This is a genomic window from Janthinobacterium sp. GW460-12-1-14-LB5 (assembly GCF_059423585.1).
The window spans coordinates 115,309-137,312 of record NZ_JBWKYD010000016.1 but is presented as its reverse complement, the minus strand read 5'-3'; the positions used below and the strand labels follow the sequence as shown (position 1 = coordinate 137,312).

Annotated in this window: 18 protein-coding genes; 8 read left to right on the top strand and 10 right to left on the bottom strand. The window is 64.9% G+C overall.

Annotation, left to right across the window (positions count from 1 at the left end; translation table 11 throughout):
* The first annotated feature begins 18 nt into the window (after positions 1 to 18).
* Positions 19 to 1,023 (top strand): 2-hydroxyacid dehydrogenase, encoded by a 1,005-nt coding sequence (locus tag AC07X6_RS17850; RefSeq protein WP_494791861.1) that lies wholly within the window; start codon positions 19 to 21, stop codon positions 1,021 to 1,023.
* On the opposite strand, the gene AC07X6_RS17845 is transcribed toward AC07X6_RS17850, so the two are convergent.
* Complete coding sequence (locus AC07X6_RS17845) at positions 1,012 to 1,374, bottom strand: TfoX/Sxy family protein (RefSeq protein WP_474291130.1); 363 nt, start codon at positions 1,372 to 1,374, stop codon at positions 1,012 to 1,014. The genes AC07X6_RS17850 and AC07X6_RS17845 overlap by 12 nt on opposite strands.
* Before the next feature lie 93 nt (positions 1,375 to 1,467).
* Between AC07X6_RS17845 and AC07X6_RS17840 the strand changes: the two genes are divergently transcribed.
* The 7 genes from AC07X6_RS17840 to AC07X6_RS17810 all read left to right on the top strand — a co-directional run bounded on the left by AC07X6_RS17840 (position 1,468) and on the right by AC07X6_RS17810 (position 9,159).
* Positions 1,468 to 1,701 carry a hypothetical protein gene (locus AC07X6_RS17840; protein ID WP_230538064.1) on the top strand — a complete coding sequence of 78 codons (234 nt, stop codon included), beginning with the start codon at positions 1,468 to 1,470 and terminating at the stop codon, positions 1,699 to 1,701.
* Positions 1,698 to 2,165 (top strand): MepB family protein, encoded by a 468-nt coding sequence (locus AC07X6_RS17835; protein ID WP_494791860.1) that lies wholly within the window; start codon positions 1,698 to 1,700, stop codon positions 2,163 to 2,165. Before AC07X6_RS17840 ends, AC07X6_RS17835 begins: the two co-directional genes overlap by 4 nt.
* Positions 2,166 to 2,376: 211 nt before the next feature.
* Positions 2,377 to 4,374 carry an MBL fold metallo-hydrolase gene (locus AC07X6_RS17830; protein WP_494791859.1) on the top strand — a complete coding sequence of 666 codons (1,998 nt, stop codon included), beginning with the start codon at positions 2,377 to 2,379 and terminating at the stop codon, positions 4,372 to 4,374.
* A gap of 113 nt (positions 4,375 to 4,487) precedes the next feature.
* Positions 4,488 to 4,889 carry a hypothetical protein gene (locus AC07X6_RS17825; protein WP_494791858.1) on the top strand — a complete coding sequence of 134 codons (402 nt, stop codon included), beginning with the start codon at positions 4,488 to 4,490 and terminating at the stop codon, positions 4,887 to 4,889.
* A 216-nt stretch (positions 4,890 to 5,105) separates the two neighbouring features.
* Complete coding sequence (locus tag AC07X6_RS17820; protein WP_494791857.1) at positions 5,106 to 6,845, top strand: serine hydrolase; 1,740 nt, start codon at positions 5,106 to 5,108, stop codon at positions 6,843 to 6,845.
* Between the two features lie 693 nt (positions 6,846 to 7,538).
* Entirely contained in the window at positions 7,539 to 8,279 is a 741-nt protein-coding gene (locus tag AC07X6_RS17815; protein WP_230538056.1) for a DUF3944 domain-containing protein, read from the top strand.
* 10 nt (positions 8,280 to 8,289) lie between these two features.
* Positions 8,290 to 9,159 (top strand): hypothetical protein, encoded by an 870-nt coding sequence (locus AC07X6_RS17810; RefSeq protein ID WP_494791856.1) that lies wholly within the window; start codon positions 8,290 to 8,292, stop codon positions 9,157 to 9,159.
* A gap of 14 nt (positions 9,160 to 9,173) precedes the next feature.
* On the opposite strand, the gene AC07X6_RS17805 is transcribed toward AC07X6_RS17810, so the two are convergent.
* From AC07X6_RS17805 to wecB, 9 genes are read right to left on the bottom strand one after another with little or no spacing between them, the layout of a single operon-like run.
* Entirely contained in the window at positions 9,174 to 11,609 is a 2,436-nt protein-coding gene (locus AC07X6_RS17805; protein ID WP_494791855.1) for a glycosyltransferase, read from the bottom strand.
* Positions 11,606 to 12,835 carry a TIGR04063 family PEP-CTERM/XrtA system glycosyltransferase gene (locus AC07X6_RS17800; protein ID WP_494791854.1) on the bottom strand — a complete coding sequence of 410 codons (1,230 nt, stop codon included), beginning with the start codon at positions 12,833 to 12,835 and terminating at the stop codon, positions 11,606 to 11,608. The genes AC07X6_RS17805 and AC07X6_RS17800 overlap by 4 nt, the downstream gene beginning before the upstream one ends.
* Positions 12,836 to 12,839: 4 nt before the next feature.
* Positions 12,840 to 14,792 carry an XrtA/PEP-CTERM system amidotransferase gene (locus AC07X6_RS17795; protein WP_494791853.1) on the bottom strand — a complete coding sequence of 651 codons (1,953 nt, stop codon included), beginning with the start codon at positions 14,790 to 14,792 and terminating at the stop codon, positions 12,840 to 12,842.
* 10 nt (positions 14,793 to 14,802) lie between these two features.
* Complete coding sequence (locus AC07X6_RS17790; protein ID WP_494791852.1) at positions 14,803 to 16,017, bottom strand: TIGR03088 family PEP-CTERM/XrtA system glycosyltransferase; 1,215 nt, start codon at positions 16,015 to 16,017, stop codon at positions 14,803 to 14,805.
* Positions 16,007 to 17,599, bottom strand: a complete 1,593-nt coding sequence (gene xrtA / locus AC07X6_RS17785; RefSeq protein WP_494791851.1) for an exosortase A — start codon at positions 17,597 to 17,599, stop codon at positions 16,007 to 16,009. Before xrtA ends, AC07X6_RS17790 begins: the two co-directional genes overlap by 11 nt.
* Positions 17,596 to 18,891: a TIGR03087 family PEP-CTERM/XrtA system glycosyltransferase gene (locus tag AC07X6_RS17780; protein WP_494791850.1), complete on the bottom strand. Its 1,296-nt coding sequence runs from the start codon at positions 18,889 to 18,891 to the stop codon at positions 17,596 to 17,598. Before AC07X6_RS17780 ends, xrtA begins: the two co-directional genes overlap by 4 nt.
* 15 nt (positions 18,892 to 18,906) lie before the next feature.
* A complete protein-coding gene (locus AC07X6_RS17775; protein ID WP_494791895.1) occupies positions 18,907 to 19,986 on the bottom strand; it encodes a FemAB family XrtA/PEP-CTERM system-associated protein in 1,080 nt (359 codons plus the stop codon).
* Positions 19,986 to 20,843, bottom strand: coding sequence for an XrtA system polysaccharide deacetylase (locus AC07X6_RS17770; RefSeq protein WP_230538350.1), 858 nt, complete (start codon positions 20,841 to 20,843; stop codon positions 19,986 to 19,988). The genes AC07X6_RS17775 and AC07X6_RS17770 overlap by 1 nt, the downstream gene beginning before the upstream one ends.
* Positions 20,843 to 22,003, bottom strand: a complete 1,161-nt coding sequence (gene wecB / locus AC07X6_RS17765; protein ID WP_494791849.1) for a non-hydrolyzing UDP-N-acetylglucosamine 2-epimerase — start codon at positions 22,001 to 22,003, stop codon at positions 20,843 to 20,845. Before wecB ends, AC07X6_RS17770 begins: the two co-directional genes overlap by 1 nt.
* Between the last annotated feature and the right edge of the window lies 1 nt (position 22,004).

Here is a 22,004-nt window from a genome sequence, read left to right as displayed (position 1 = left end):
CAAGTTCCAGGACGCCCCATGAAAATCGCCTTCTTCGCCAGCCAGCCCTACGACCGCCGCTTCTTCGACGAAGCCTTGCCGTCCCAGCCCGATCCGGCTGGCATCGAACTGGTCTACCACAGCGCCTTGCTGAGCCAGGAAACCGTAGTGCTGGCGCAAGGCGCGGACGCCGTCTGCGTCTTCGTCAACGACGTGCTCGACGCGCCCGTGCTGGAAGCGCTGCACGGCTACGGCGTGCGCGCCATTTTGCTGCGCTGCGCCGGCTACAACAACCTCGACCTGGAAGCGGCCAAACGCCTGGGCCTGTTCGTTGCCCGCGTGCCCGCGTATTCGCCGGAAGCCGTGGCCGAATACACCTTGGCCCTGGTGCAGACCCTGAACCGCCACACGCACCGCGCCTACGCCCGCGTGCGCGAAGGCAATTTCTCGCTCGACGGCTTGCTGGGTTCCACCTTGCACGGCAAGACCGTGGGCATCGTCGGCACGGGCAAGATCGGCCTGGCCACGGCGCGCATTTTTAAAGGTTTCGGCTGCACGGTGCTGGGCCATGACCCGTATCCGGCGCCCGCGTTCGCCCAGCTGGGCACGATGGTGGAATTGCCGCGCCTGCTGGCCGAGGCCGACATCGTCTCGCTGCATTGCCCGCTGATGGAGAGCACGCGCCACATGATCAGTGAAGCCACGTTGCCGCTGATGAAGAAGGGCGCCATGCTGGTGAATACCTCGCGCGGCGGCCTGATCGACACGGGCGCCGTCATCGAGGCGCTCAAGTCGCGCCAGCTCGGTTCGCTCGCCATCGACGTGTACGAGCAGGAAAGCAATCTGTTCTTCCAGGACCGCTCGTCGGACATCATCGACGACGACGTCTTCCAGCGCTTGATGACCTTCCCGAACGTACTGGTGACGGGCCACCAGGGCTTCTTTACCATCGAGGCGCTGCGCGAGATCGCCGCCATCACCTATCACAACCTGCAATGCTTCCTGCAGGGCAAGGCGTGCGAGAACAGCGTACTAGCTGTTTGATGCCGTTTTTTTCGGTTTGGGCGGCGGCTTGGGTTTCGGCTGCGGCAAGGCATCGGCCGTGCGCCGCGCCAGCTGGGACAACCAGTCGCGCTCGTCCCACAGCCCGCCATCGATGAGGAAATACGGCTTGGCTTGCGGGTAGGGCGGCGCTTCCTGCAGCGTGCCCATGGTACTGATCCAGGCGCGGCCCGCGTCCGTCGGCTTGATGAAGAGCATGTCGTCGGCGACGATGGCGAACATCTTGCCGTCGCAATACAAGCCGTACTCGCCAAACATCTTTTTTGCGCTGATACTGCCCGCGCCCGCCATCTGGTCGAGCAAAAAATCCACCGTGCCTTGCTGTGATGCCATGTTGTCCTCCGTAGGAAGCAATAGTGTAGCGCACTGGCCAGGACAGGGCGGTGCGGCTACACTATCGCCATTATTTATTTTGCATTAGCTGCCATGACACCCCAGCATATTATTCACCGCGGCATCACCATCGCCACCCTGGCCGCCGATCAGGCGCTTGAAACCCATTGCGCGCCGGGCCAGACGGCCATCCGCGAGCAGGGCGGCGGCTGGTGGCTGTATTTTGTCGATGAAGACGGCAATATCGACGGCTACGACAGCCCGTTCGCCAGTCACGCCGAAGCGCTGTGGGCAGCGAAGGCTGCCGCCGAGTTCAGCGCGCAATGAAGGCCAGTCCCTGGGCCTTCCTCGGCTTGCCGCAAGCGCCCGTGCCGGAAGCGGAGAGCGCCGACTACGGCGCCTGCCGCGCCGAACTGCACGGCAAGCGGCTGGTCTTGCGCGTGGCCAAGACCACGCCGACGAAGACGGGCCAGTTCGTCACCGTCTGGAAGCGCCCCCATCCCGACGCCGACATCGCCCCGCTGGACGACGCGGACACCGTCGATGCCGTCATCATCGCCGTGACCGACGACGGCGGCGCGCGGCACGGCTTTTTCATCTTCCCGCGCAGCGTGCTGCTGGAACGGGGCGTGATGTCGCGCGCCGGAGCTGGAGGCAAGCGCGCGCTGCGCGTGTATCCGCCCTGGTGCGCGCCGGAATCCATCCAGGCACAGCGCACGCAGCGCTGGCAGGGGGAGTGGTTTGTGGCGGCGGGGGATCAGCGAAGGCTGGAACAGCTGCTGGGGCAGTGATTGTTTTCGTTCTCATGTTTGCGGCAGGGCAGTTGGAAGGCATGGCGCATGATGTTGCGCTCCATTTTGCTTAGTCCGCTATCGGTCCACAAGCGGACATTCGCGGTCGTGTGACAATGTGTGATTTTTTTTGCTTGGCAATCCGCTATTCTCTGGGGCCGCTGTCGTCCAGAAGCAGGACTTTCAGACGCTTATTTCTTCAGGGTTTTAAATGCGAATTAGATTTATCGGCGCCAGTGACGATCATGTAACAGGCTCATGCACACACTTTTCTTACGACCGCAAAGAAGTGCAATTCTTGGTTGACTGTGGTTTGCATCAGGGCGAAAACCATGCACTTCTCAAAAACCGGCAAAAATTTCCTTTCGATGCCGCCGACATCAAATTTGTGCTTCTGACGCATGCGCACATCGATCACTGCGGGCTCATTCCCAAACTTTATCGCGATGGTTTTCAAGGCGTCGTTTTTTGCACAACGGCCACGGCGCAGCTTGCACGGCTGTCACTGCTAGACAGTGTCCGTTTCTCTTCGGGCCTTTACTCTGAGGACGACGTCAAAGCGATTCAGTTCAGCTGCGTGGATCAGCGGCCTGATTTTGGCTTGTCACGCTATATTCCTGTCGATGACGATCTATTCGTGTCGTTCACACGCACTGCCCATATTCTCGGGGCGATGTCGCTCAAGATTTCATGGAATCGCGACGATGGCACGCGTGGAGATATTGTCATGAGCGGCGACCTGGGAAACAACACGAAGGACAATCCTTGCCAGCCGCTGCTCGCCGGTCGGCAGGAGCCGTTTGGTGTGCCTGAATATATGGTGGTGGAGAGCACCTATGGGGCACGGGTTCGCTCTCCGCATTTTTCAAATTATCTTGCACGCCTTGATGCGCTCACCGACGTGATCAGGGATGCTGCGTTCAATCGAGGCAAGATTTTGATTCCCGCATTCTCGTTACAGCGGACGCAGGAAATTCTGTTGGATCTAGTTTGCATTCTTGAATCACCAAACGACCGCTTGCCTGCCAATATTCCGATCTTACCGGTCTTCTCCATAGCCGATTGCATCGCTGCAGGTTCGTGGGATGAAGCCACCAATGGGCGCATCAAGCGGGCATTGGAAGCACAGTCCGAAGCGGTGCAAGAGCAGTGGCGTGATGCGATAGAGGCGCGTGAACCAGATGAGAGTAACGCACCGCGCTATGGATTTGTCGACAATGCAAAGGTGAATTTCGCTGAGTTCCGATCCATTATGATGGGATATACGAAACCACTGGCATTGAAAATCGATGTGGACTCTCCTCTGACGCTGAGGATGACCGGCGTTTTCGGTACCGAATTATGCCGCAGGCAAAAACGCGCTCCCGACGAAACGCTGTACCGCAACAGGCTTATGGCCGAACGCTTGCGACTGTCATCGGAAGCGGAAGTTGATGACAAGATCCGCACCATTTTCCCCATCAATAAAGAATTGACCGGCATCGAAATTGCGCTCGGGCCCCATCTGCTGCGCTACCAAGGACTGATTTCTTCGAAGAAAAACGATTACAAGAGTAAGAAGCCAGTACTCAGGCCAAAAGTTCCGCCACCAGCTCACATTACGATTTCGGGCGGCGGAATGTGCGAGGGAGGTCGCGTGGTCGATCACCTTGAACAGCTGTTACCTTCGAACCAGGCTGTGATTCTGATTACAGGTTATATGGCCAGCGGCACGCTGGGCGGAAAATTGGCACAATTAGGCAAATGCCGTATCGAAGGAGTGCTTCCTGACTTCACGGAAATCCAGGTCAACGACACGGTATTTCGCCTTGACGACATCCACGCGCAGATAATCGATGTGGGCGGCTATTACTCAGGCCATGCCGACCAGAGCGGATTACTGCAATACATTTTTACTGATCACAAACTTCCTCCGGAAGAAGGCGACAAAGCCACAACTGTGTTCTTGAACCACGGTACAAAACAATCGCGCGAGATGTTGAAAGAGGCGATCGAATTGCATGTTCCCGGGGCTCTGGAGCGCAAGGTTGCGAAAGTCGAGTTTGCGGATTCTAGCCGGTGGTACAGCCTGGATCTGCATGAATGGATCGATCCGCCCGCACCAGAACCGGCACTTGCTGACAACGGTTGGCAGGTCCTGGTGGCCGAGCAGAAGCGCACGAATGCGCTCTTGGAACGGTTAATTGACCTCATGTCACCGCGGCAGTGAGCCCATGTATCACAAGCCTGCTGATTCAAATACCAAAGATGACCAAAGGCGGCAACTGTTCAGGAGCGGCCATTGCGATAGCCCGAGATTACCACACCCAGGAAAGGACTCAGATGGCTGCTGACGTAGCTTTCGTCGAAGGCCCCCTCAAGTTCCAGCTTTGGTTTGCAGAAGTAGATCCGATGGATCTCGGCGTCCAGGTCCGGCTTGAAGTTGAGTATTCAAGCGGAAGCCAGAGTTTCAACTGGACTGCGGAGCACCTTTGGTTTGCGTATGACGCCCTCGTTCAATTCGAAAGTGACCTCCGTGACGGCAGCGACGCGGGACTGCATGACATGAGCGAGTACCCAATACTTCACTTCGAACGGCATTCATCTGAGGAGTATCTAACGATCAATCCTCGTTCGAAAAGGCAGTCACAAGATGGCGACAACATCGCAATTCGACTGAAGATCAATGCCGGGTCAATGCTTGCGCTGCATTTAGCGCTCAACAAGTTCGGCAAATGGTGGTGACGCGATTACGTCCGCTCTGGGGCGCAAGCTGCCAATAGCAGCAACCGCCCAGAAGCGCTCGCGCCCGCCAATGCGGCCCGCAACCCATCCGGGAAAATGACCGCCCATGACTGATATCTGACGGCCTGTCGCAATGCTGCATGGTGGCCGGGCAAGGTGACGTATCGTCAACCTTTCCTTACTGATATCCGTCATTCACCATTGAAAGAGGCGTTCATGCGAGTTCATCCCCTGGCAGTAATCGTTACCCTGTTGTTCGCAAGTAGTGCCCGGGCGGACGCATTGGACGACATTATCAAAGCCGAAATGCAGATGCGGAAGATCCCCGGACTGTCGCTTGCCGTCATCGACAACGGCAAGATTGTCAGGGTGCAAGGGTACGGTGTCACGGAAAAGGGCGGCAAAACGCCGGTCGGTCCGCACACACTGTTCCAGGCCGGTTCGGTCAGCAAGCCGGTAGCCGCGCTGGGGGCGCTGCACCTGGTAGAGCAGGGCAAGCTTGCCCTTGACGAGGACGTCAATACCCGGCTGCTCACGTGGAAGCTGCCGGACAGCGCCCTGACGGCCGAACAAAAGGTGACCTTGCGCAGGCTGCTCAGCCACAACGCGGGGCTGACCGTGCACGGCTTCCCCGGTTACGCCAGCAATGCGCCGCTGCCCACCGTGGTCCAGGTGCTGAACGGCGAGCAACCGGCGAATACCGCGCCCATCCGCGTTGACATCGTTCCAGGCAGCAAGGTGCGTTACTCCGGTGGCGGCTATACCGTCATGCAACAAATGGTGGCCGACGTGAGCGGCCAGGCGTATCCCGATTACATGCGCGACGCGGTCCTCATGCCCTTGGGCATGCAGGAGAGCTCCTATCTGCAGCCGCCGCCAGCCGAGCGCGCGCGCCTGAATGCCAGCGGCCACCTTGCCGACCGCAGCCTGGTGGCGGGACGCTGGCATGTGTATCCGGAAATGGCGGCGGCCGGTTTATGGACCAACGCATCGGACCTGGCGCGCTTCGCCATCGGCGTGCAGCAATCCCTGGCCGGCACGTCCAACCCGGTCATCTCGGCAGCCTTGACGCAACAGATGCTGACCCCGCAAATAGAGAACGCGGGCCTGGGCGTCTTCCTGCACGGCAGCGGCAGCGCGCAACGCTTCTCGCACGGCGGGCGCGACGAAGGCTTCGATACCTTGCTGACGGCATTTTCCCGCACGGGCCAGGGCGCCGTGATCATGATTAACGCGAATGACAATTCCCGCATGATGGACCGCCTGACCGCCGCCATCGGCCGCGCCTATCGCTGGCCGGATGCCGACTACGACGTGTTGCGCAAGCACCCCGCCATCCACATCGATGCCAGGGCGCTCAGCCGCTACACGGGCCGCTACGAGTTGGCGAACAACACGATGGGCACCTTCGATATGCGGGGTGGCCAGCTGCGCAGCATTTACGATGGCTTGCCCGACGAAACTTTCGTGCCTGTCGGCGCGCACCGTTTCCATTCGACGTCGCGCAATTGCGAACTGGCTTTCGTCGTCGATGCACAAGGAGAGGTGACGGACGTCGTCGTGACGACCAAGGGCAAAGCCAATAAGGCGCCGCGCATCGGCCCGCTGATGCACACTTTGAAAGCGCGCACCGACCCCCAGCCTGCGCGTACCCGGAGTGTGCAGGCCTTGCTGGCCGACATAGCGCGTGGCGGCAGCGCCCTGGCCAATTCGGATTTTGCGACACCTGGCATCAAGAGCAACTTTGGCACGCAAGCCATTGGCGAACTCGTCAATGTTAAGTCACTCACTTTTTTGCACGAGCAAGCTGTCGCTGGTCGCGCGATCGAACGTCATGGCAGCAAGGTGGACAGTGTCCTTGCCTACCATGTCAGCGGCATCAAGCCAGGGCGCAAATTGCTGGTTTACCTGACCGCGGACGGTTTGCTTGCCGACTTCGATCTGGTGGACGACTGAACGCCCGGCGTGCCCAGCCTTCCTTCTTTTGCCAGCCTGGATCCGCACTCACTAACAGGCCTGCACTTGTCATATTGTTAATTCTGCAGGACTTCTTGTGATGAAAATACGCGTTTACATGGCAATAATAAATCAAATCAGAATCTCCATACTGAAAGAAAAACGATGCTGCCACTGAAAATATCCGCGCTATATTTTTTTGTTGACGATCTCCGCATGCGTGCATGCCCAGGTTGGAGAGCATTCACATGCGGAAAAGGCAGATGATTATTCCGCCAAAATCGACAGCGTGGCAAGATCAACAAGTCCAAGAAGTTTCAATGGCGTCATCCTCCTCACGAAATATGGCCAGACCAGATACTCAAAAGCCTTTGGCTATTCGGATTTTGAAAATAGAACACGGTTAAATCCGGGCGATAATTTTCGGATCATGGATAGACTTGCAAAGGCTCGTGAGTAGATACCTGCCCGATTTGCCACAGGTCTGGGCCTGGGATTTACATCCATTGAAATGTATTTTCCTGAGAAAAAGGTCGATGTCATTGTTTTGGAAAATCAGTTTGGCGAAGATAGTGGCGTTAATTGCCATTTCGAAATAAAAGTATCGGCTTCATATTGCATGTTTTTCCTTGTTTTGCCTTGTAAGTTGGGCGCGATTAAAAATACAATATAAGAAAATTACCAAGGGGAAATATGGGTATCAAATATCGCGTCGATGAAGACCTCGCATTCCTGCCGTATTGCAAGGAAGAGGATTTGCGTGTTTTGGCGGGCTATCTCACGCACGACAAAGATGGATCGGCTCGCATCGCCAGCGAACTTCTTGAGGACGACAACTTCAAGAAGTTTGCTGGAAAGAAGGACCAGCACCGGCAATGCTGGAAGTTGATTGCCGGCGAGCTTCAGCATTTCGGCGGCGACACGATCGTCAACCTGTTTCGCGGCGATGGCGTGCTTTACAAGGAGATTTTGTCGGACGTGTGCGATAACCAGAAAGTCAAGACGGAAAAAAACAGTTCCGCCTATCTGATGGAAAACAAGCTGCTGGAGAAATTCATCGGCGATGCCTGGGAAAAGCTCGGTGCGGAACAACGTGCTTCGCTGCTGAAGGAATTTGATATCGGCAATAACTTACGCGATGCGGAAGGATTGGCCTTGCTGAAAGCGGCCTTGTCGAGCGGCATCGGTTCCTTGCAGATATCGGCACTGATCGCCACATCCGCTGCAAGCATGTTCGCGGGACGGGCACTTGGCGTCATTGCGACAGGTGGACTGGGCAGAAGCCTGGCCATGTTTGCCGGACCGGTCGGATTGGCCGTGTCGGCCGCGCTCACCGTGCCCGCAATCAGCGGCGCCGCATATCGCGTAACGATCCCTGCCGTCATTCAGATCGCTTATATGCGGCGGGAATGCGAAGCACGTGAATTTTTCTAAGGAAATGTAAATGTTGCAAGAAACGATATGGATCATCGACCAGGCCAAATTGAAGCCGGTGTTGATACAAGCGATGGCGGAAGGCAAGGCAGCCATACATGACGGCGTGGCATACTGGGCCGAGGGTAGCGGCGGGTCTGGCATCATCCAGCATCTTCCATTCAAGGAAAGTGCGGCCAAGAGCGTGGAAGAAGCGCTGAAAGTGGCGCAGGCGACGACGGTGATCGCCGCGGCCGTTTCGACCGGCATTATTCTTGCCGCGATCGTGGTGCAGACAAAATATCTGGCAAAGAAACTGGATAAAATCCAGGCCACTGTCGATGTCATTGCGCAAGATGTGCGCTCGCAGCACATTGTATTTTACATGGATAAGATCAGTGAATATGTAGGACTGGTGGAGGCAGCGCGAACCTTGTTGCAGGATCGTAGCCTGGCATCGGAAATACGCGAGCTTGCCATTCCGCTGTTGACCAGCATGGCGGCGAAACGCAATGAAGTGTTGTCCTTTATCGATAATATTCTTGCCTTGACGAAGTCGTCCAAAGACGTGTCCGCAACGCATTTTGAGCTGATCACCAATTTCGCCCAATTAATGCTCGACATGATGCCTGCGGGAATTCATATCGAATACTTGCTTTGCGCGCGTATCGGCAAACTGCGGCTTGCAGAGCATATCCTGCTCGACGGTGCAGGGCGATTCAACGATGGTCTGCAGATTTTCCGTCATTTCATGAATGAGTTACACCGCGAAGTGATACGCGGCGTCGCCGGAGCGCGCAGCGAGGTCTATCGTTCGATCGAGGCCAATGCGAAACAGCTTTTCCAATCCGAGCACGGAAAAATGCTGCTGTCGCTGCCGGCGGGCCGGGTGGCAATGTAACGCGGGTTGTCTGCCTACGCCACCGCGCTCACCACATACCGGTACTTGCCCGACGCCTCCGCCGCGATCTCGTCGACTTCCTCGATGGCGATGTCGACCTGCGCGCCCAGCCTGGCCTGGAAGCCCCTGACGATGGCGCTGCGCGTGGCGTCGTCCAGGCGCGGCTGGCAGACCAGCAGCACGCGCGTGCGCAGCAGGGTTTCCTGGATGATTTTAAAGCTGCGCACCTGCGGCAGTTCGCGCACGATGTAGACGAGGGCCAGGCCGTGCATGACGGTGCCGTCGGCGGCCGTGAGGAAATCCGTGCTGCGCCCTTCGATCTTTTGCAGCAGCGGCAGGCCGCGGCCGCAGGCGCAGGGCTGCGTGCCCAGCGCGCCCACGTCGCCGGTGGCGTAGCGGATGAAGGGGTAGTCTTGCGTGGCCAGGTGGGTGACGACGATGTCGCCCGTGACTCCCGGCGGCAGCGGCTGGCCCTGGCCATCGACAATTTCCACGATGATGTCTTCGGCCGTGATGTGCATGCCGCCGTCCGGGCATTCGTGGGCGATGAAGCCCGCGTCGCGTCCGCCGTAGCCGTTGGCGACGGGGCAGCCGAAGGCGGCGGCGATCTGCGCGCGCTGCTCGTCGTACAGGCGTTCGGCCGTGACGAAGGCCACTTTCACGCCCAGGCCGTCGAGCGGCTGGTCGCGCGCCGCGGCGTGGCTGGCGATGCGGCACAGGGCCGACGGGTAGCCGAACAGCATGCGCGGACGCCAGCGGCGCAACTGCCGCACGTAGCCGTCCAGGCGGTCGGGCGACATGGCAAACGCGGGCAGCAGGGTGGTGCGCAGCAGCGCGTCGCGCAGGCGGCGCACGCGGTCTTGCGCATGCAGCTCGATGGGCGAACCCCACAGCACGGCTTCGCGGTCGCCGATGTCGACGCCCCACCAGCGCGTGGCGCGCCACTTGGCGGCGATGTCGTGGCTGACCCTGCGCCGTCCCAGGAAAAACTGCAGCGGCTGGCCGCTGGAGCCCCCCGTGGCGAACGGGCGCAAGCCCACGGCGCGGGCCGATTTGAAGCTGTCGCGCGCGCCCGCAATGTCAGCCTTGCGCAGCAGCGGCAGGCGCGATAGATCGGCCAGCTGCTTGACCTGGTCGGGATCGAAGCCGCTGCGGGCGAACAGGGCGCGGTAGTAGGGCACGTGCCGGCCCGCGTGGCGCAGCAGGTGGCGCAGGCGCGCCAGTTGCCACTCCCGCAGCTGCTCCGCGTTCCACCACTGCGAGCGTTCCAGGCGGCGCAGCAGGCGCGCGCTGTGGTGGCCCTTGAGCCATTCGTGCAGGGGAAACAGCCAGCGGGCGACGAGCCGCGTGTAGGCGCTGGGGCGCGGCGCCGCGAGGATGCGGCGGTAATGCGCGGCCAGCCTGGGCGCGATGCCGGGCCAGCCAAAGGCGGCCCCATGTGCCAGGCCCGCGTCCGCCAGCGCCCGCGCGCGGCGCGGGTCGCGCAGCAGTGCCACGATGGCCTGCGCCATGGCGGCCGGATCGCCGGGCGGCACCAGCAGCGCCGTCACGCCGTCCTGCAGCAGGGCGGGAATGCCGCCCACGTTGGTGCTGACGACGGGCACGCCGCAGGCCAGCGCCTCGAGCACGGAATTGGGCATGTTGTCGGCCAGGCTGGGGTTGAGCACGATGTCGCTGGCCTGGTACAGCGCCGGCATGGCGGCGTTCTCGACGGGGCCGGCGAAGCGCACGGCAGCGTCCACACCCAGGGATCTGGCCAGGCGCGCCAGCGCCGCGCGTTGCGGCCCGCCGCCGGCCAGCACCAGGCGCGCCGTGGGATAGCTGCGTCGCACGATGGCCAGGGCGCGCACGGCGCTGGCATTGTCGTACAGGCTTTCCAGGTGGCGCGCCACGAGGATGCACGGGCCGGCAGCGCCATGCGCACGCGGCGCGGCGGGCGCAAAGCGCTGCAAGTCCACCACGTTGGGCACGATGTGGGCCGTATGGCCGTACTGCTCGAAGATGCCGGCCAGGTAGGCCGAGGGCACGACGATGGCGCTGGCGCGGCGCAGGCTGAATGCCAGCAGGCGCGGCGAGCGGGCGAAAAAGGCGGCCGCTTCGCCGCCCCGGTAGTTGAGCAGGGCCGGCTTGCCTTTCAGGCTGGCGATCCACAGGGCCGGCGCGGCCTGCAGATGCCAGGACCAGCCGGAATTGGCCATGATATGGAACAGGTCGACCGTATTGGCGGCGCGCCACAGGCGCCACAGGTGCACGGGCAGGCGCAGCGCCGCGCGCAGGTAGCGGATGCGCGCCAGCCAGGGCGGCAGCGCGGGACCGTTGACGGCCAGCAGCTGCACTTGCGCGCCGTCGTCGCGCAACAGCTTCGCCAGCTGCGCTGTCTGATTCGCCATGCCGCCGGCCGGCGGCGGCAGCGGGCCGACCAGCGCGATGCGCAAGCCCGTGAAGATCATGGCATCGCTCCCGCCGCCGCGCGCGCCGCGGTTACGCGCGCATACACGGGCGCATAGCGGCCCACGCTGGCGCCCCAGCTGCGCTCCGTCTCGACGAAGGCGCGCGCCTGGCGCCGCAGCAGCGGCCAGCTGTCGGGCGCCAGCAGCAGGTGCAATACGGCCTGCGCCAGCGCCGCGGCGTCGCCGGCGCGAAACAGCATGCCCGTCTTGCCATGCTCGACCAGTTCGCGGTGGCCGCCCACGTCGGACGCCACCACCAGGCGGCCCTGTGCCATCGCCTCCAACGGTTTCAAGGGCGTTACCAGTTCCGTCAGGCGCATCGGCAGGCGCGGATACACGCAGATGTCGACCAGCTGATAATACGCGGCCACCTGCGCGTGCGGCACTCTGCCCGCGAAGACCACGGCGCCCTCGATGCCCAGTTGCGCCGCCAGCGCGCGCAGCGCCGCTTCCTGCGGGCCGCCGCCGGCCAGCAGCAGGCGCAATGCCGGCTGCGCCGCCAGCAGGCGCGGCATGGCGCGCAGCAGCAGGGCCAGTCCCTCGTAGGCATAGAAGGAACCGATGAAGCCGATGACCAGGTGGCCATGCAAGCCCAGTTTGTGCGCCAGCCAGAGGTCGTCGGGCGCGGTGGTGCTGAAAGCCCCGGCATCGACGGCGTTCGGGATCACCGTGATCTTATGCGCGGGCACGCCGCGCGCGCACAGTTCGCGCCGCAAACCCTCGCAGATGGTGGTGACGGCGTCGGCGCGGCGCAGCGCATAGGTTTCCAGCGCCCGCGTGAGGCGGTAGCGCAGGCCGCCGGGCCGGCTGCTGCCATGGTCGGCGGCCGCGTCTTCCCAGAAGGCGCGCACCTCATACACGACGGGTATGCCCAGCGCGCGTCCCGCATTGATGGCGGCGATGGCGTTCAGGGCGGGCGAGTGCGCATGCAGGATGTCGGGCTCGAGCCGTTGCGCCAGCTGGCGCAGGCGCACGGCCAGGCCGAGGATGACGGCCACCTGCCGCAGCACGGGCAGGCGCGCCCACCAGCGGGCATCGGGCGCCGTGCGGTAGAAATGCCAGCCGTCGACCAGCTGCTGCGCGCCGTCGGCCGGCCCCTGCTTGGCACTCGTGAGCTGCATGGTGTGCCAGCCCAGCGCGCGCTGCTGCCGCAGGATGGCCAGAGTGCGAAACGTGTAGCCGCTGTGCAGCGGCAGCGAGTGGTCGAGGATGTGCAGGATGCGCATGGATTCACTCCATGGCCATGGCCGGCGCGGCTACCGCCGCCTTGCGGCCATCGACGGGCAGCACCTGGCGCAAAAAGGCTTCGAACATCAGCAGCGCCCACAGGGGCGCGCTGTAGTCGCGCCGCCCGCTCGCATGCTGTTCCAGCAGCAGGCGCACGTAATCCATGTCGAACAGGCCGCACTGCGCCAGGGTGGGCCCCAGCAGCCGCTGCTGCAGGCGCTGGCGCAGCGGGCCGCGCAGCCAGTCGGCCAGCGGCACGGAAAAGCCCATCTTCTGGCGGTACAGCAGGCTGTCGGGCAGCAGCGGGCGCAGGGCTTTTTTCAGCAGGTACTTGCCTTCGCCGCGCCGCAGCTTGAATTGCGGCGGCAGGCCCGACATCCACGCCACCAGTTCATGGTCGAGCAGGGGCGAGCGCACTTCCAGCGCATGCGCCATGCTGGCCCGGTCGACTTTCGTGAGGATGTCGCCAGGCAGGTAGGTTTTCAGGTCCAGATACTGCACCTGCGACAGCGGATCCTGCGCGGGACTGGCCAGCGCGTGGCGGCGCAGCACCTCGACGGCGCGGTAGCCGTGCAGGCTGCGGCGAAATTCCGGGCTGAACAGGCGCGCGCGCATGGCGTCGCCCAGCAGGCTGACGCCGTGAAAATACGCGTCCGTCGTGTCGCGCGCCAGGCCTTCGAAGGTGGTCTTGGCGCGCAGGAAGCGCGGTGCCCAGTCGGCCTTCGGGTACAGCCGCCCCAGGGTGCCGAACAGCGACTGGCGCAGGCCGGCCGGCAGCAGCGGGTCCATCGCCTTGCGCACCTTTTCCTCGCGCGTGTGCAGGCGGTAGCGCCGGTAGCCGGCCAGGCTTTCATCGCCGCCGTCGCCGGACAGGGCCACGGTGACCCGCTGGCGCGCCAGCTGGCAAACGCGGTAGGTGGGCATGGCGGAACTGTCGGCGAACGGTTCGTCGTACAGGTTGGCCAGCAGGTCGATCAGCTCGAAGTCGTCCTGTTCGACCTGGCGCGCGTGGTGCGCCGTGCCGTAGCGGCGCGCCACCAGGTCGGCGTAGCGCGCCTCGTTGTACGCCGGGTCGCCGAACGAGATGGAGCAGGTGTTGACGGGCGTGGCGCTGGCCCCCGCCATCAGCGCCACGACGGCGCTCGAATCGACGCCGCCCGACAGGAAGGCCCCCAGCGGCACTTCGGCCACCATGCGGATGCGCACCGCTTCGCGCAGGCGCGCCAGCAGTTCGTCGGCCGCCTGCGCCTCGCTGGCGGGCGGGTTCGGCGTGAAGGGAATGTCCCAGTACGCTTGCGGCGCGGGCAGCGGCTGGCCGGCGCGGATCGACAGGGTATGCCCTGGCGGCAGCTTGCGCGCATGCTGGAAGATGCTGCGCGGCTCGGGCACGTAGCCGTAGGCGAAATACTCTTCCACGGCCAGCGGGTCGAGCGCGCGCGGCATGGCCGGATGCGCGAGCAGGGCCTTGAGTTCGGAGCCGAACAGCAGGGTGCCGTCCTGCGCCTCGCCGTAATACAGGGGTTTGACGCCCAGGCGGTCGCGCGCCAGGAACAGCAGGTGGCGCCGGCGGTCCCACAGGGCGAAGGCGAACATGCCGCGCAGGCGCCGCACGCATTGTTCGCCCCACTGTTCCCAGGCGTGGACGATGACTTCCGTATCGCTGCTGGTGCGGAAGGCGTGGCCGAACTGGCGCAGTTCCGCCATCAGGCTGCGATAGTTATAGATTTCGCCATTGAAGACGATGGCGATGCTGCGGTCGGCGTTGAACAGCGGCTGCTGGCCGCTGGCCAGGTCGATCACGGACAAGCGCCGGTGCGCCAGTCCCAGTCCCGGTTCGCGGTGCAATCCTCCTTCGTCCGGCCCCCGGTGGCGCAGGCTGTGGTTCATGCGCGCCAGCAGCAGCACGTCGATGTCGCGCTGGCCCTGCAAATCAAAGATGCCGCTGATGCCGCACATGGGAGGCCTTTCAGGGATAGGTGGACAGGGGAGAGGGCTGGCGCGCGCCCGTCAGGCGGTCGTACACGGCCAGGTAGGCGCCGGCCATGGCGGGCAGGCTGTGCTCGGCCAGCACCTGGCGCCGCCCGCGCGCGCCGTGGCGCGGACCGAGTTCCGGCATGCTGTAGTAGTCGAGCATGGCGTCGGCCAGCATCTCGGGCGAACCGGGCGGCACCAGCGTGCCGCTCCAGCCCGACTGCACCAGTTCCGCATTGCCGCCCACCTGCGTGGCGACGACGGGCAACCCCGTCGCCATGGCTTCGAGGATGGTGTTCGAACTGCCTTCGGCCAGCGAGGGCAGCACGAACAAATCCATGGCGCGCAGCAGCTGCGCCACGTCGTCGCGCGCGCCGGGCAGCCAGGCCAGATGGGCCACGCCGGCCTGCCGCAGCAGGTCCAGGCAAGCCTGGCGGCACGGCCCGTCGCCGACGATGATCAGGCGCAGGCGCGCGCGGGCGCCCGGCTGCGCCAGCAACAGTAAAAAGGCTTGCACCAGCGAGGCATGGTCCTTGACGGCGGCCATGCGGCCCACGCTGCCGATGACGAAGGCGCCGTTGCACAGGAAGCCGGGCGGCCCGACGGCGGCCGGCGGCCCCAGGCGCGGATGGAATTGCACGCTGTCGACGCCATTGCCGATGTGCGACACCTGGGCGGGCGCCGCGCCGATGACGTCCACCAGCCATTGCCCCAGGTCGGCGCTGACGGCGATGAAGTGCTGCACCAGCGGCAGCATGCATTTGCGCAGCAGCCGGTATTTGCGGCGGGTGCCGTGCAAGTCGCTCATGTCGCGTCCGTGTTCGCCATGCACGCGCAGGCGCACGCCGGCCAGCCAGGCCAGCAATTGCGCTTCGAGGCAGCCCAGGTTGCGCGTGTGTACGAGTGCCGGATGCAGCTGTTTCAGCACGCGGTACAGGCGCAGGTAGTGGCGCCAGTCCTTGCCTTCGCGCTTGTCCAGGCTGATCACCTCGACGCCTGGGGTGGTCAGGCGCTGGCGAAACGCGGTGGCGTTCTTCAGGCAGACGATGGCGTGCCGGTAGCGTTCGGGCGGCAGATGATTGATCAGGTTCACCAGGCCGTTTTCCAGGCCGCCCACGTCGAGCTGGTGGATCACGTGCACGATCAGGGGGGCGGCGCCGGGCCCTTCGGCCGCTTGCCGGGGGCGGACGGTAGCGAGGTCAAGGGCCATGCGGCAGCTCCTGCAGGCGTTGTTCGATGACGGGCAGCGCCGCTTGCAGGAAGGCTTGCAGGTGCGCGCGCGGCGGCGGCGCCAGCTCGTCGTAGGCGGCAAAGACGAGGATGTCGGCGCCATCCTGGCGCCTGCCCAGCAGCTTGGCTTGCGCCAGCAGCAGCTTCACCAGCACGGGCCGGGCCGTGACGATGCCGCCCTGGCGGTAGACGCGCCACACGAGCAGGCGTTCGCCGCCGTGTCCCAGCACGCTTTCGCGCACGCCCAGGACGCCGCTGGCCACGGTGACGGGCCGCATGCGCTGCGCCAGCGCCATCCAGCGGGGGCCGTAGGGCAGGGCCTGGTGCGTCAGCAGTTCGGCATCGCGCGCCTGGCGCGCATACCAGTGCAGCTGCAAGCCGACCGGCGCGCCGTCGCCATCCCGGCGCGCATACGTGGCGGCAAAGCGCGCCGGCGCGCCCGCATACGGCGCTTGCCAGACGGGCGGCGCGGCATGCAGCCGGCGCCAGGCGGGCGGATCGGGCAAGGCCAGCACGGCGGGGGAGCCGGGCGCCGCCGTGCCATCGTGGCGCTGGCTGGCCAGGGCCAGCGCCGGCCACAGCGCCGCCAGCAGCAGGCAGGCGATGCTGGCGCGGATGACGGCGCGCGTGCTGGCCGCAGCGGCGCTGGCGCCAGGCCGGGCGGGCAGTGTCAACGGCCGCGCAGCGCGCGCCAGCGGCAATTCGCGCCAGCGCGCGGCCAGCCAAAACAGCAGCAGCGCCACCAGGCCGAAGAACAGCCAGCCATAGATCAGGTGGTCGACGCCCACGGCCAGGCGCATATTGCTCAGGTGGCCCAGCATCACGATCAGGTAGGCGCGCACGCCATTGGCGAGGATGGGCACGAGCAGGGCGGCGGCCATGACGGCCAGGCGCCGCCGCGTGCTGTGGAAATTGACGTGGGCGAACAGGGCGCCCAGGGCCAGCGCGGCAATCAGGTAGCGCAAGCCGCTGCACGCTTCCACCACCGACCAGTTGCCGGTGGGCAGAGAAAAATTGCTGCCGTCGCGGAACACGGGCACGCCCGTCCATTGCAGCGCCGTCACCGTGAAGGCAGCCGTGAAGTCGATCAGGGGATCGAGGAAGACTTCGCCGAACGGCACGGCGAGGAACAGATACGCGAGGGGAAAGGCCAGCAGGCGCACGGCCGGCCAGCCGAGGATGGCCAGCACGCAGGCGGGCAGCATGGCCGTGGCCGCATATTGCTCCACCACGGGCACGTTGGCGGCGTCGGCCAGCAGCCAGGCCAGCCCCAGCGCGCCCAGCAGCAGCAAGCCGCCCCGCGACGGCTGGGGCGCCAGCGCGGCCAGGGGCGCCCGCTGGCGCCAGGCCAGCCAGCAGCTGATGGGCACGATCAGGAAGCCGTGCGCGAAGGTCTGCGAGCGCGACCACAGTTCCAGCATCGACCAGAAGGTGGCGTGGTACAGCAGCACGACGGCGGCCAGGGCCAGCAGCAGGATCGCCAGCGCTTGCTGCTGGTTGTGCGCATGCGGCAGGACGGCCGCGTCCGGCAAGCGGGCCAGCTCGTCGAGTTGCAGACTCATGTAGATGGCTCCCGCACGGGCAGCAAAGGCGCGGCGGCGCCGCTGGCAGGCGCATCGGTACCGGCCTCGGCCGATACACCCAGCATGGCGCCCAGGCCCCGCAGGTTACGTTCCCAGTCGTAATCCTGCAACACCAGCTGGCGCGCCGCCGCGCCGATGGCCGCGCCGCTGCCTTCGGTCCCGCCGCCCTGGGCATTGCGCAGCACGCGCGCGGCATGGTGGATGAATTCGGCGTCGTCGCGCGCCAGCAGCAATTCCAGGCCCGGCTGGGCGGCGATGCCTTCCAGCGCCTGCGGCGTGGCCAGCACGATCTTGCCCATCGCCATCGCTTCGAGCACCTTGTTCTGCACGCCGCGGGCGATGCGCAGCGGCGCCACGGCCAGCGCCGCGCCGGCCAGGTAGGGGCGGATGTCGGGCACCTTGCCCGTCACCACCACGCCGGCCACCCTGGCCAGCGCCGTCACGGCGGGCACGGGCGCGCTGCCGACGATGTAGAACTGCAGCTGGGGAAACTGGCGCCGCAGCGCGGGCCAGACATGGCGCACGAACCATTGCACGGCGTCGATGTTCGGCCAGTAATCCATGGCGCCCGTAAACACCAGCGCCTGCACGCCGGGCGCATAGATTGCGGGCTGGGCCGCCATGGGCGCGAAATACGCCGTGTCGACGCCATTGTTGAAATACCCGGTCTTGCGCCGCGCCATCGGCGCGCACTGGCGGAACAGGGCCGCTTCGGCGGGCGAGACGAAGCTGGCGGCCGTGAACTGCTGGGCGATATGGCGCTCGTACTGCAGCAGCAGCTGCGCTTCGCGCCGGTACAGCAGCGACACGGGCCAGGGCTTGCTGTCGCCGTACTGGCGCCATTTGTCGGAATCGACGTCGACGAAATCGATCACGCGGTGCAGGGCGCGGCCCGCGCTGCCGTCGATGTATTGCGCCATCGGCCCGGAAAAGGCCAGCGCGTGGCGCACCTTGCCGCCCGATAGCACGCCTTCGACCCATTGCAGCAGCCGCGCATCGCGGTAGTACTGCACGCTCATGGCTTGCCGCGACAGCAGCGCCTGCAGGGCGCGCCAGCGGGCCGTGCCGCGCCGCAATTCAATGAAGCGCGTGCTGGCGCACAGGGCGGCCACGCTTTTTGTATGCTGGCAGTCGTCGTCATCGTCGATGAAACAGCCCAGGTGGACGCGGAAATGCCGGCTCAGGTACTGCAGCATGTGCCACGAGCGTATCTTGTCGCCCTTGTTGGGCGGATATGGCAAGCGGTGTGAAAGGAAGAGCAGTTCGCGCATGGCGTGTCCCGGTGCTTAGCCCAGTTGCCGCACGATGTGCGGCCCCAGCAGGTTGGCCAGCGGCAGCGGCAGGCGGCGCCAGGCGCGGATGAACAGCGCGTACCTGGGATTGAGTGGATTGACCTCCGGCAAGGCCCTGGCGCGCACCAGCTGGCAGGCATACGGCAGCGGCTGCGGCGTAAAACCCCAGTTCTTCTTGAAGTCGTATGCCCCGGTGCCCAGCTTGCTGCGGCCGAAATCGAACAGGCGGTAGCCGCGCGCGCTGGCGCGGCGCATCGCTTCCCAGTACATGAAGTCGTTGGCGCCCGTGCTGCGCGCCAGCACGCTGCCGCCGCCGTAATACGGCAGCACTTCATCGCGGAAATAGAACAGCAGCACGCTGGCCTGCGCCTGCTGGCCGTGATACACGGTGAGGATCTCGCAGGCGTCGCCGAAAACCGCGCGCAGCAGGGCAAAATGGCGGCGCGCGAAGACGGGCGTGCCCAGCCGGTGCACGCTGGCCGCGTAGATCGGGTAGAAATGGCGCAGGTCATAGTCGATGGCGCTGTGCAGGCCGCCGGCCATGGCCTTGCGCACGACGGCGCGCTGCTTGCGGGGTATGGCCAGCAGATTCTGCTCGGCATCGGGACTTAACGGCCGGCGGAAGGTGGCGTACAGGGGTTTCTGCAGCCAGGAAGTCGCCATGTTTTCCGGCGCTTCGCGCCAGCGGTATTCCAGGTGGCCCACGCCGAGGCGCCGCGCCAGCGCCAGCGCGGCACTGTCGAGCGCCTGGCGCACGGCAGCACTGCCGCCGGCGGTGCCGCCGTACACGCAGAACGGCAGCGAAACGAGGGAAGCGCCGAACAGGCGGCTGCGCAGATGGGCCAGCGGCAGCACGCCGGCGATGCGCCCGTCCTGTTCCGCGTACAGGAAATAGCTGTCATGGTGAAAACCCTGTTCCATGATGGTGTGCCAGCCGGCCCGGTGAAAGAAGGTGGCCTCGGGGCAGGCGTCGACAAAGGCATCCCAGCGCGCGTGCTCGTGCGGCTGCAGCGCGCGCACGGCGATGGTGTCGCTGGACTGCGCCGTGTCGGGAAGAAGACTGGCCTCGTGCATCATGTGCTTTCCAGAAAAATGCGGTCCATGCGGTCCCAGACGAAGTCGCGCGTCAGGCGCGCCAGCCGCGCTTCCATGCGCCCCAGGTTCAGGTAGTGGCGAAAGCGCGTCTTTGCGCTCAGGCCCGGCGGGCGCGGCTGGCCGGGATCGAGTTCCCAGGGATGAAAATAGAATATGCCAGCTTGCCCGTCGCGCGAATTGATGCGTCGCAAAAGCCAGCGCGACAGTGCATACGGCAGCAATCTGAAGTAACCGCCGCCGCCGGCCGGCAGGTTGCGCCCGCGCAGGCGCACGGTGCTGACGGGCAATTCCAGCACGCCCTGCGGTCCGCGCGGGCGCCAGGCGAAGCGGGGCGCATCGGGCATGCCGTAATGGTCGTGGCGGATTGGATAGATGCTGGAACTGTAGCGGTAGCCCGCTTCCTGCAGCACGTCGAAGGCCCATAGATTGGCCGCGCCGATGGAAAAGCTGGGCGCCCGGTAGCCGCGCACGGCCAGCCCCGTCAACTGTTCCAGGATGGTCTTGCTGCGGCGCACGTCGTCGGCGAACTGCGCGGCCGACTGCTCGCTGGCGCGCAGGTGCGCATAGCCGTGGCTGGCCACCTCGTGCCCGGCGGCGGCCACGCGGCGCAGCATGGCCGGATAGCGCTCGGCGATCCAGCCCAGGGTGAAAAAGGTGGCGTGGATGCGGCGGCTTTCCAGCAGCAGCAGGATGCGCTCGATGTTCGCCTCGACCCGGCATTCCAGGCGGGGCCAGTCGGCGCGCGCGATGTGCGGCGCGAAGGCGGAGACCTGGAAATAGTCTTCCACGTCGATGGTCAGCGCGTTGCGCAATATCAAAGAGCAAGGCGGCGGCATCATGGCGGCCCCCGGCGCGCCGCCAGCCAGGGCGCGATGACGGCGGCGATGCGCGTGGCCGCGTGGCCATCCCACAGGGGCGGAATGCGGCCCCGCTTGCCGCCCGTGTCCAGGATGGCGCGCGCCAGCGCCAGGATGGCGGCGGGGTCCGTGCCGGCCAGGGTGTTCGTGCCGTCGGTGACGGTGACGGGGCGCTCCGTATTGGCGCGCAGGGTCAGGCAGGGCACGCCCAGGGCCGTGCTTTCTTCCTGGATGCCGCCCGAATCCGTCAGCACCAGGCGCGCTCCCTGCATCAGGCCCAGCATTTCCAGATAGCCCAGCGGCGGCAAACGGACGATGGCGTGCCGCGCCAGCAGCGGTTCCAGGCCCGCCAGGCGCAGGCCGGCAGCCGTGCGCGGGTGGATGGGAAACAGCAGCGGCAGCCGGCATGACAGTTGCCCCAGCGCCTGCAGCAGCGCTTCCAGTTGCGCCGGATCATCCACGTTCGACGGCCGGTGCAAGGTCAAGAGTCCGTAGGCGGGCGGACAGGCGTGGCCATGCGCGCGCACGGTGATGTCGGGCCGGACTGCGCGCGGCAGCTGCTGCCGCAGGCTGTCGATCATGACGTTGCCCGTGAAGTGGATGCGTTCGGGGGCGATGCCTTCGCGCAGCAGGTTGGCGCGCGCGCCTTCCTCGCTGGTGAGCAGCAGATCGGACAATTGATCCGTCAGCACGCGGTTGATTTCCTCGGGCATGCGCCGGTCGCCGCTGCGCAGGCCCGCCTCGACGTGGATCACGGGCGTGCCGCGCTTGGCCGCCACCAGCGCGCAGGCGAGGGTGGAATTGACGTCGCCCACCACCAGCACGGCATCGGGCGCCAGCGGCGGATGGGCGTCGAGCACGGCGTCGAAGCGGCGCATGATCTCGGCCGTCTGCTGCGCGTGGTTGCCGGAGCCGACGTCGAGGGCAAGGTCGGGCGGGCGCATGTCCAGGTCGGCAAACAATTGTCCGTTCATGGCCGTGTCGTAATGCTGGCCCGTATGCAGCAGGGTCACGCGCACGGCGGGCGCCTGGCGGGCCAGGGCGGCCAGGATGGGCGCCATCTTCATCAGGTTGGGACGCGCGGCCACCACGCACAGCAGGTGCGCCGGCGCGGCGGACGCAAGATCGGGGTCGGACATT

Coding starts and splice junctions, on each gene's coding strand:
- AC07X6_RS17825 (WP_494791858.1), top strand. CDS start 4,488: ATGGCTGCTGACGTAGCTTTCGTCGAAGGCCCCCTCAAGTTCCAGCTT.
- AC07X6_RS17830 (WP_494791859.1), top strand. CDS start 2,377: ATGCGAATTAGATTTATCGGCGCCAGTGACGATCATGTAACAGGCTCA.
- AC07X6_RS17850 (WP_494791861.1), top strand. CDS start 19: ATGAAAATCGCCTTCTTCGCCAGCCAGCCCTACGACCGCCGCTTCTTC.
- AC07X6_RS17770 (WP_230538350.1), bottom strand. CDS start 20,843: ATGCCGCCGCCTTGCTCTTTGATATTGCGCAACGCGCTGACCATCGAC.
- AC07X6_RS17780 (WP_494791850.1), bottom strand. CDS start 18,891: ATGCGCGAACTGCTCTTCCTTTCACACCGCTTGCCATATCCGCCCAAC.
- AC07X6_RS17790 (WP_494791852.1), bottom strand. CDS start 16,017: ATGGCCCTTGACCTCGCTACCGTCCGCCCCCGGCAAGCGGCCGAAGGG.
- AC07X6_RS17820 (WP_494791857.1), top strand. CDS start 5,106: ATGCGAGTTCATCCCCTGGCAGTAATCGTTACCCTGTTGTTCGCAAGT.
- xrtA (WP_494791851.1), bottom strand. CDS start 17,599: ATGAGTCTGCAACTCGACGAGCTGGCCCGCTTGCCGGACGCGGCCGTC.
- AC07X6_RS17805 (WP_494791855.1), bottom strand. CDS start 11,609: ATGATCTTCACGGGCTTGCGCATCGCGCTGGTCGGCCCGCTGCCGCCG.
- AC07X6_RS17775 (WP_494791895.1), bottom strand. CDS start 19,986: ATGCACGAGGCCAGTCTTCTTCCCGACACGGCGCAGTCCAGCGACACC.
- AC07X6_RS17835 (WP_494791860.1), top strand. CDS start 1,698: ATGAAGGCCAGTCCCTGGGCCTTCCTCGGCTTGCCGCAAGCGCCCGTG.
- AC07X6_RS17800 (WP_494791854.1), bottom strand. CDS start 12,835: ATGCGCATCCTGCACATCCTCGACCACTCGCTGCCGCTGCACAGCGGC.
- AC07X6_RS17815 (WP_230538056.1), top strand. CDS start 7,539: ATGGGTATCAAATATCGCGTCGATGAAGACCTCGCATTCCTGCCGTAT.
- wecB (WP_494791849.1), bottom strand. CDS start 22,003: ATGTCCGACCCCGATCTTGCGTCCGCCGCGCCGGCGCACCTGCTGTGC.
- AC07X6_RS17810 (WP_494791856.1), top strand. CDS start 8,290: ATGTTGCAAGAAACGATATGGATCATCGACCAGGCCAAATTGAAGCCG.
- AC07X6_RS17795 (WP_494791853.1), bottom strand. CDS start 14,792: ATGTGCGGCATCAGCGGCATCTTTGATTTGCAGGGCCAGCGCGACATC.
- AC07X6_RS17840 (WP_230538064.1), top strand. CDS start 1,468: ATGACACCCCAGCATATTATTCACCGCGGCATCACCATCGCCACCCTG.
- AC07X6_RS17845 (WP_474291130.1), bottom strand. CDS start 1,374: ATGGCATCACAGCAAGGCACGGTGGATTTTTTGCTCGACCAGATGGCG.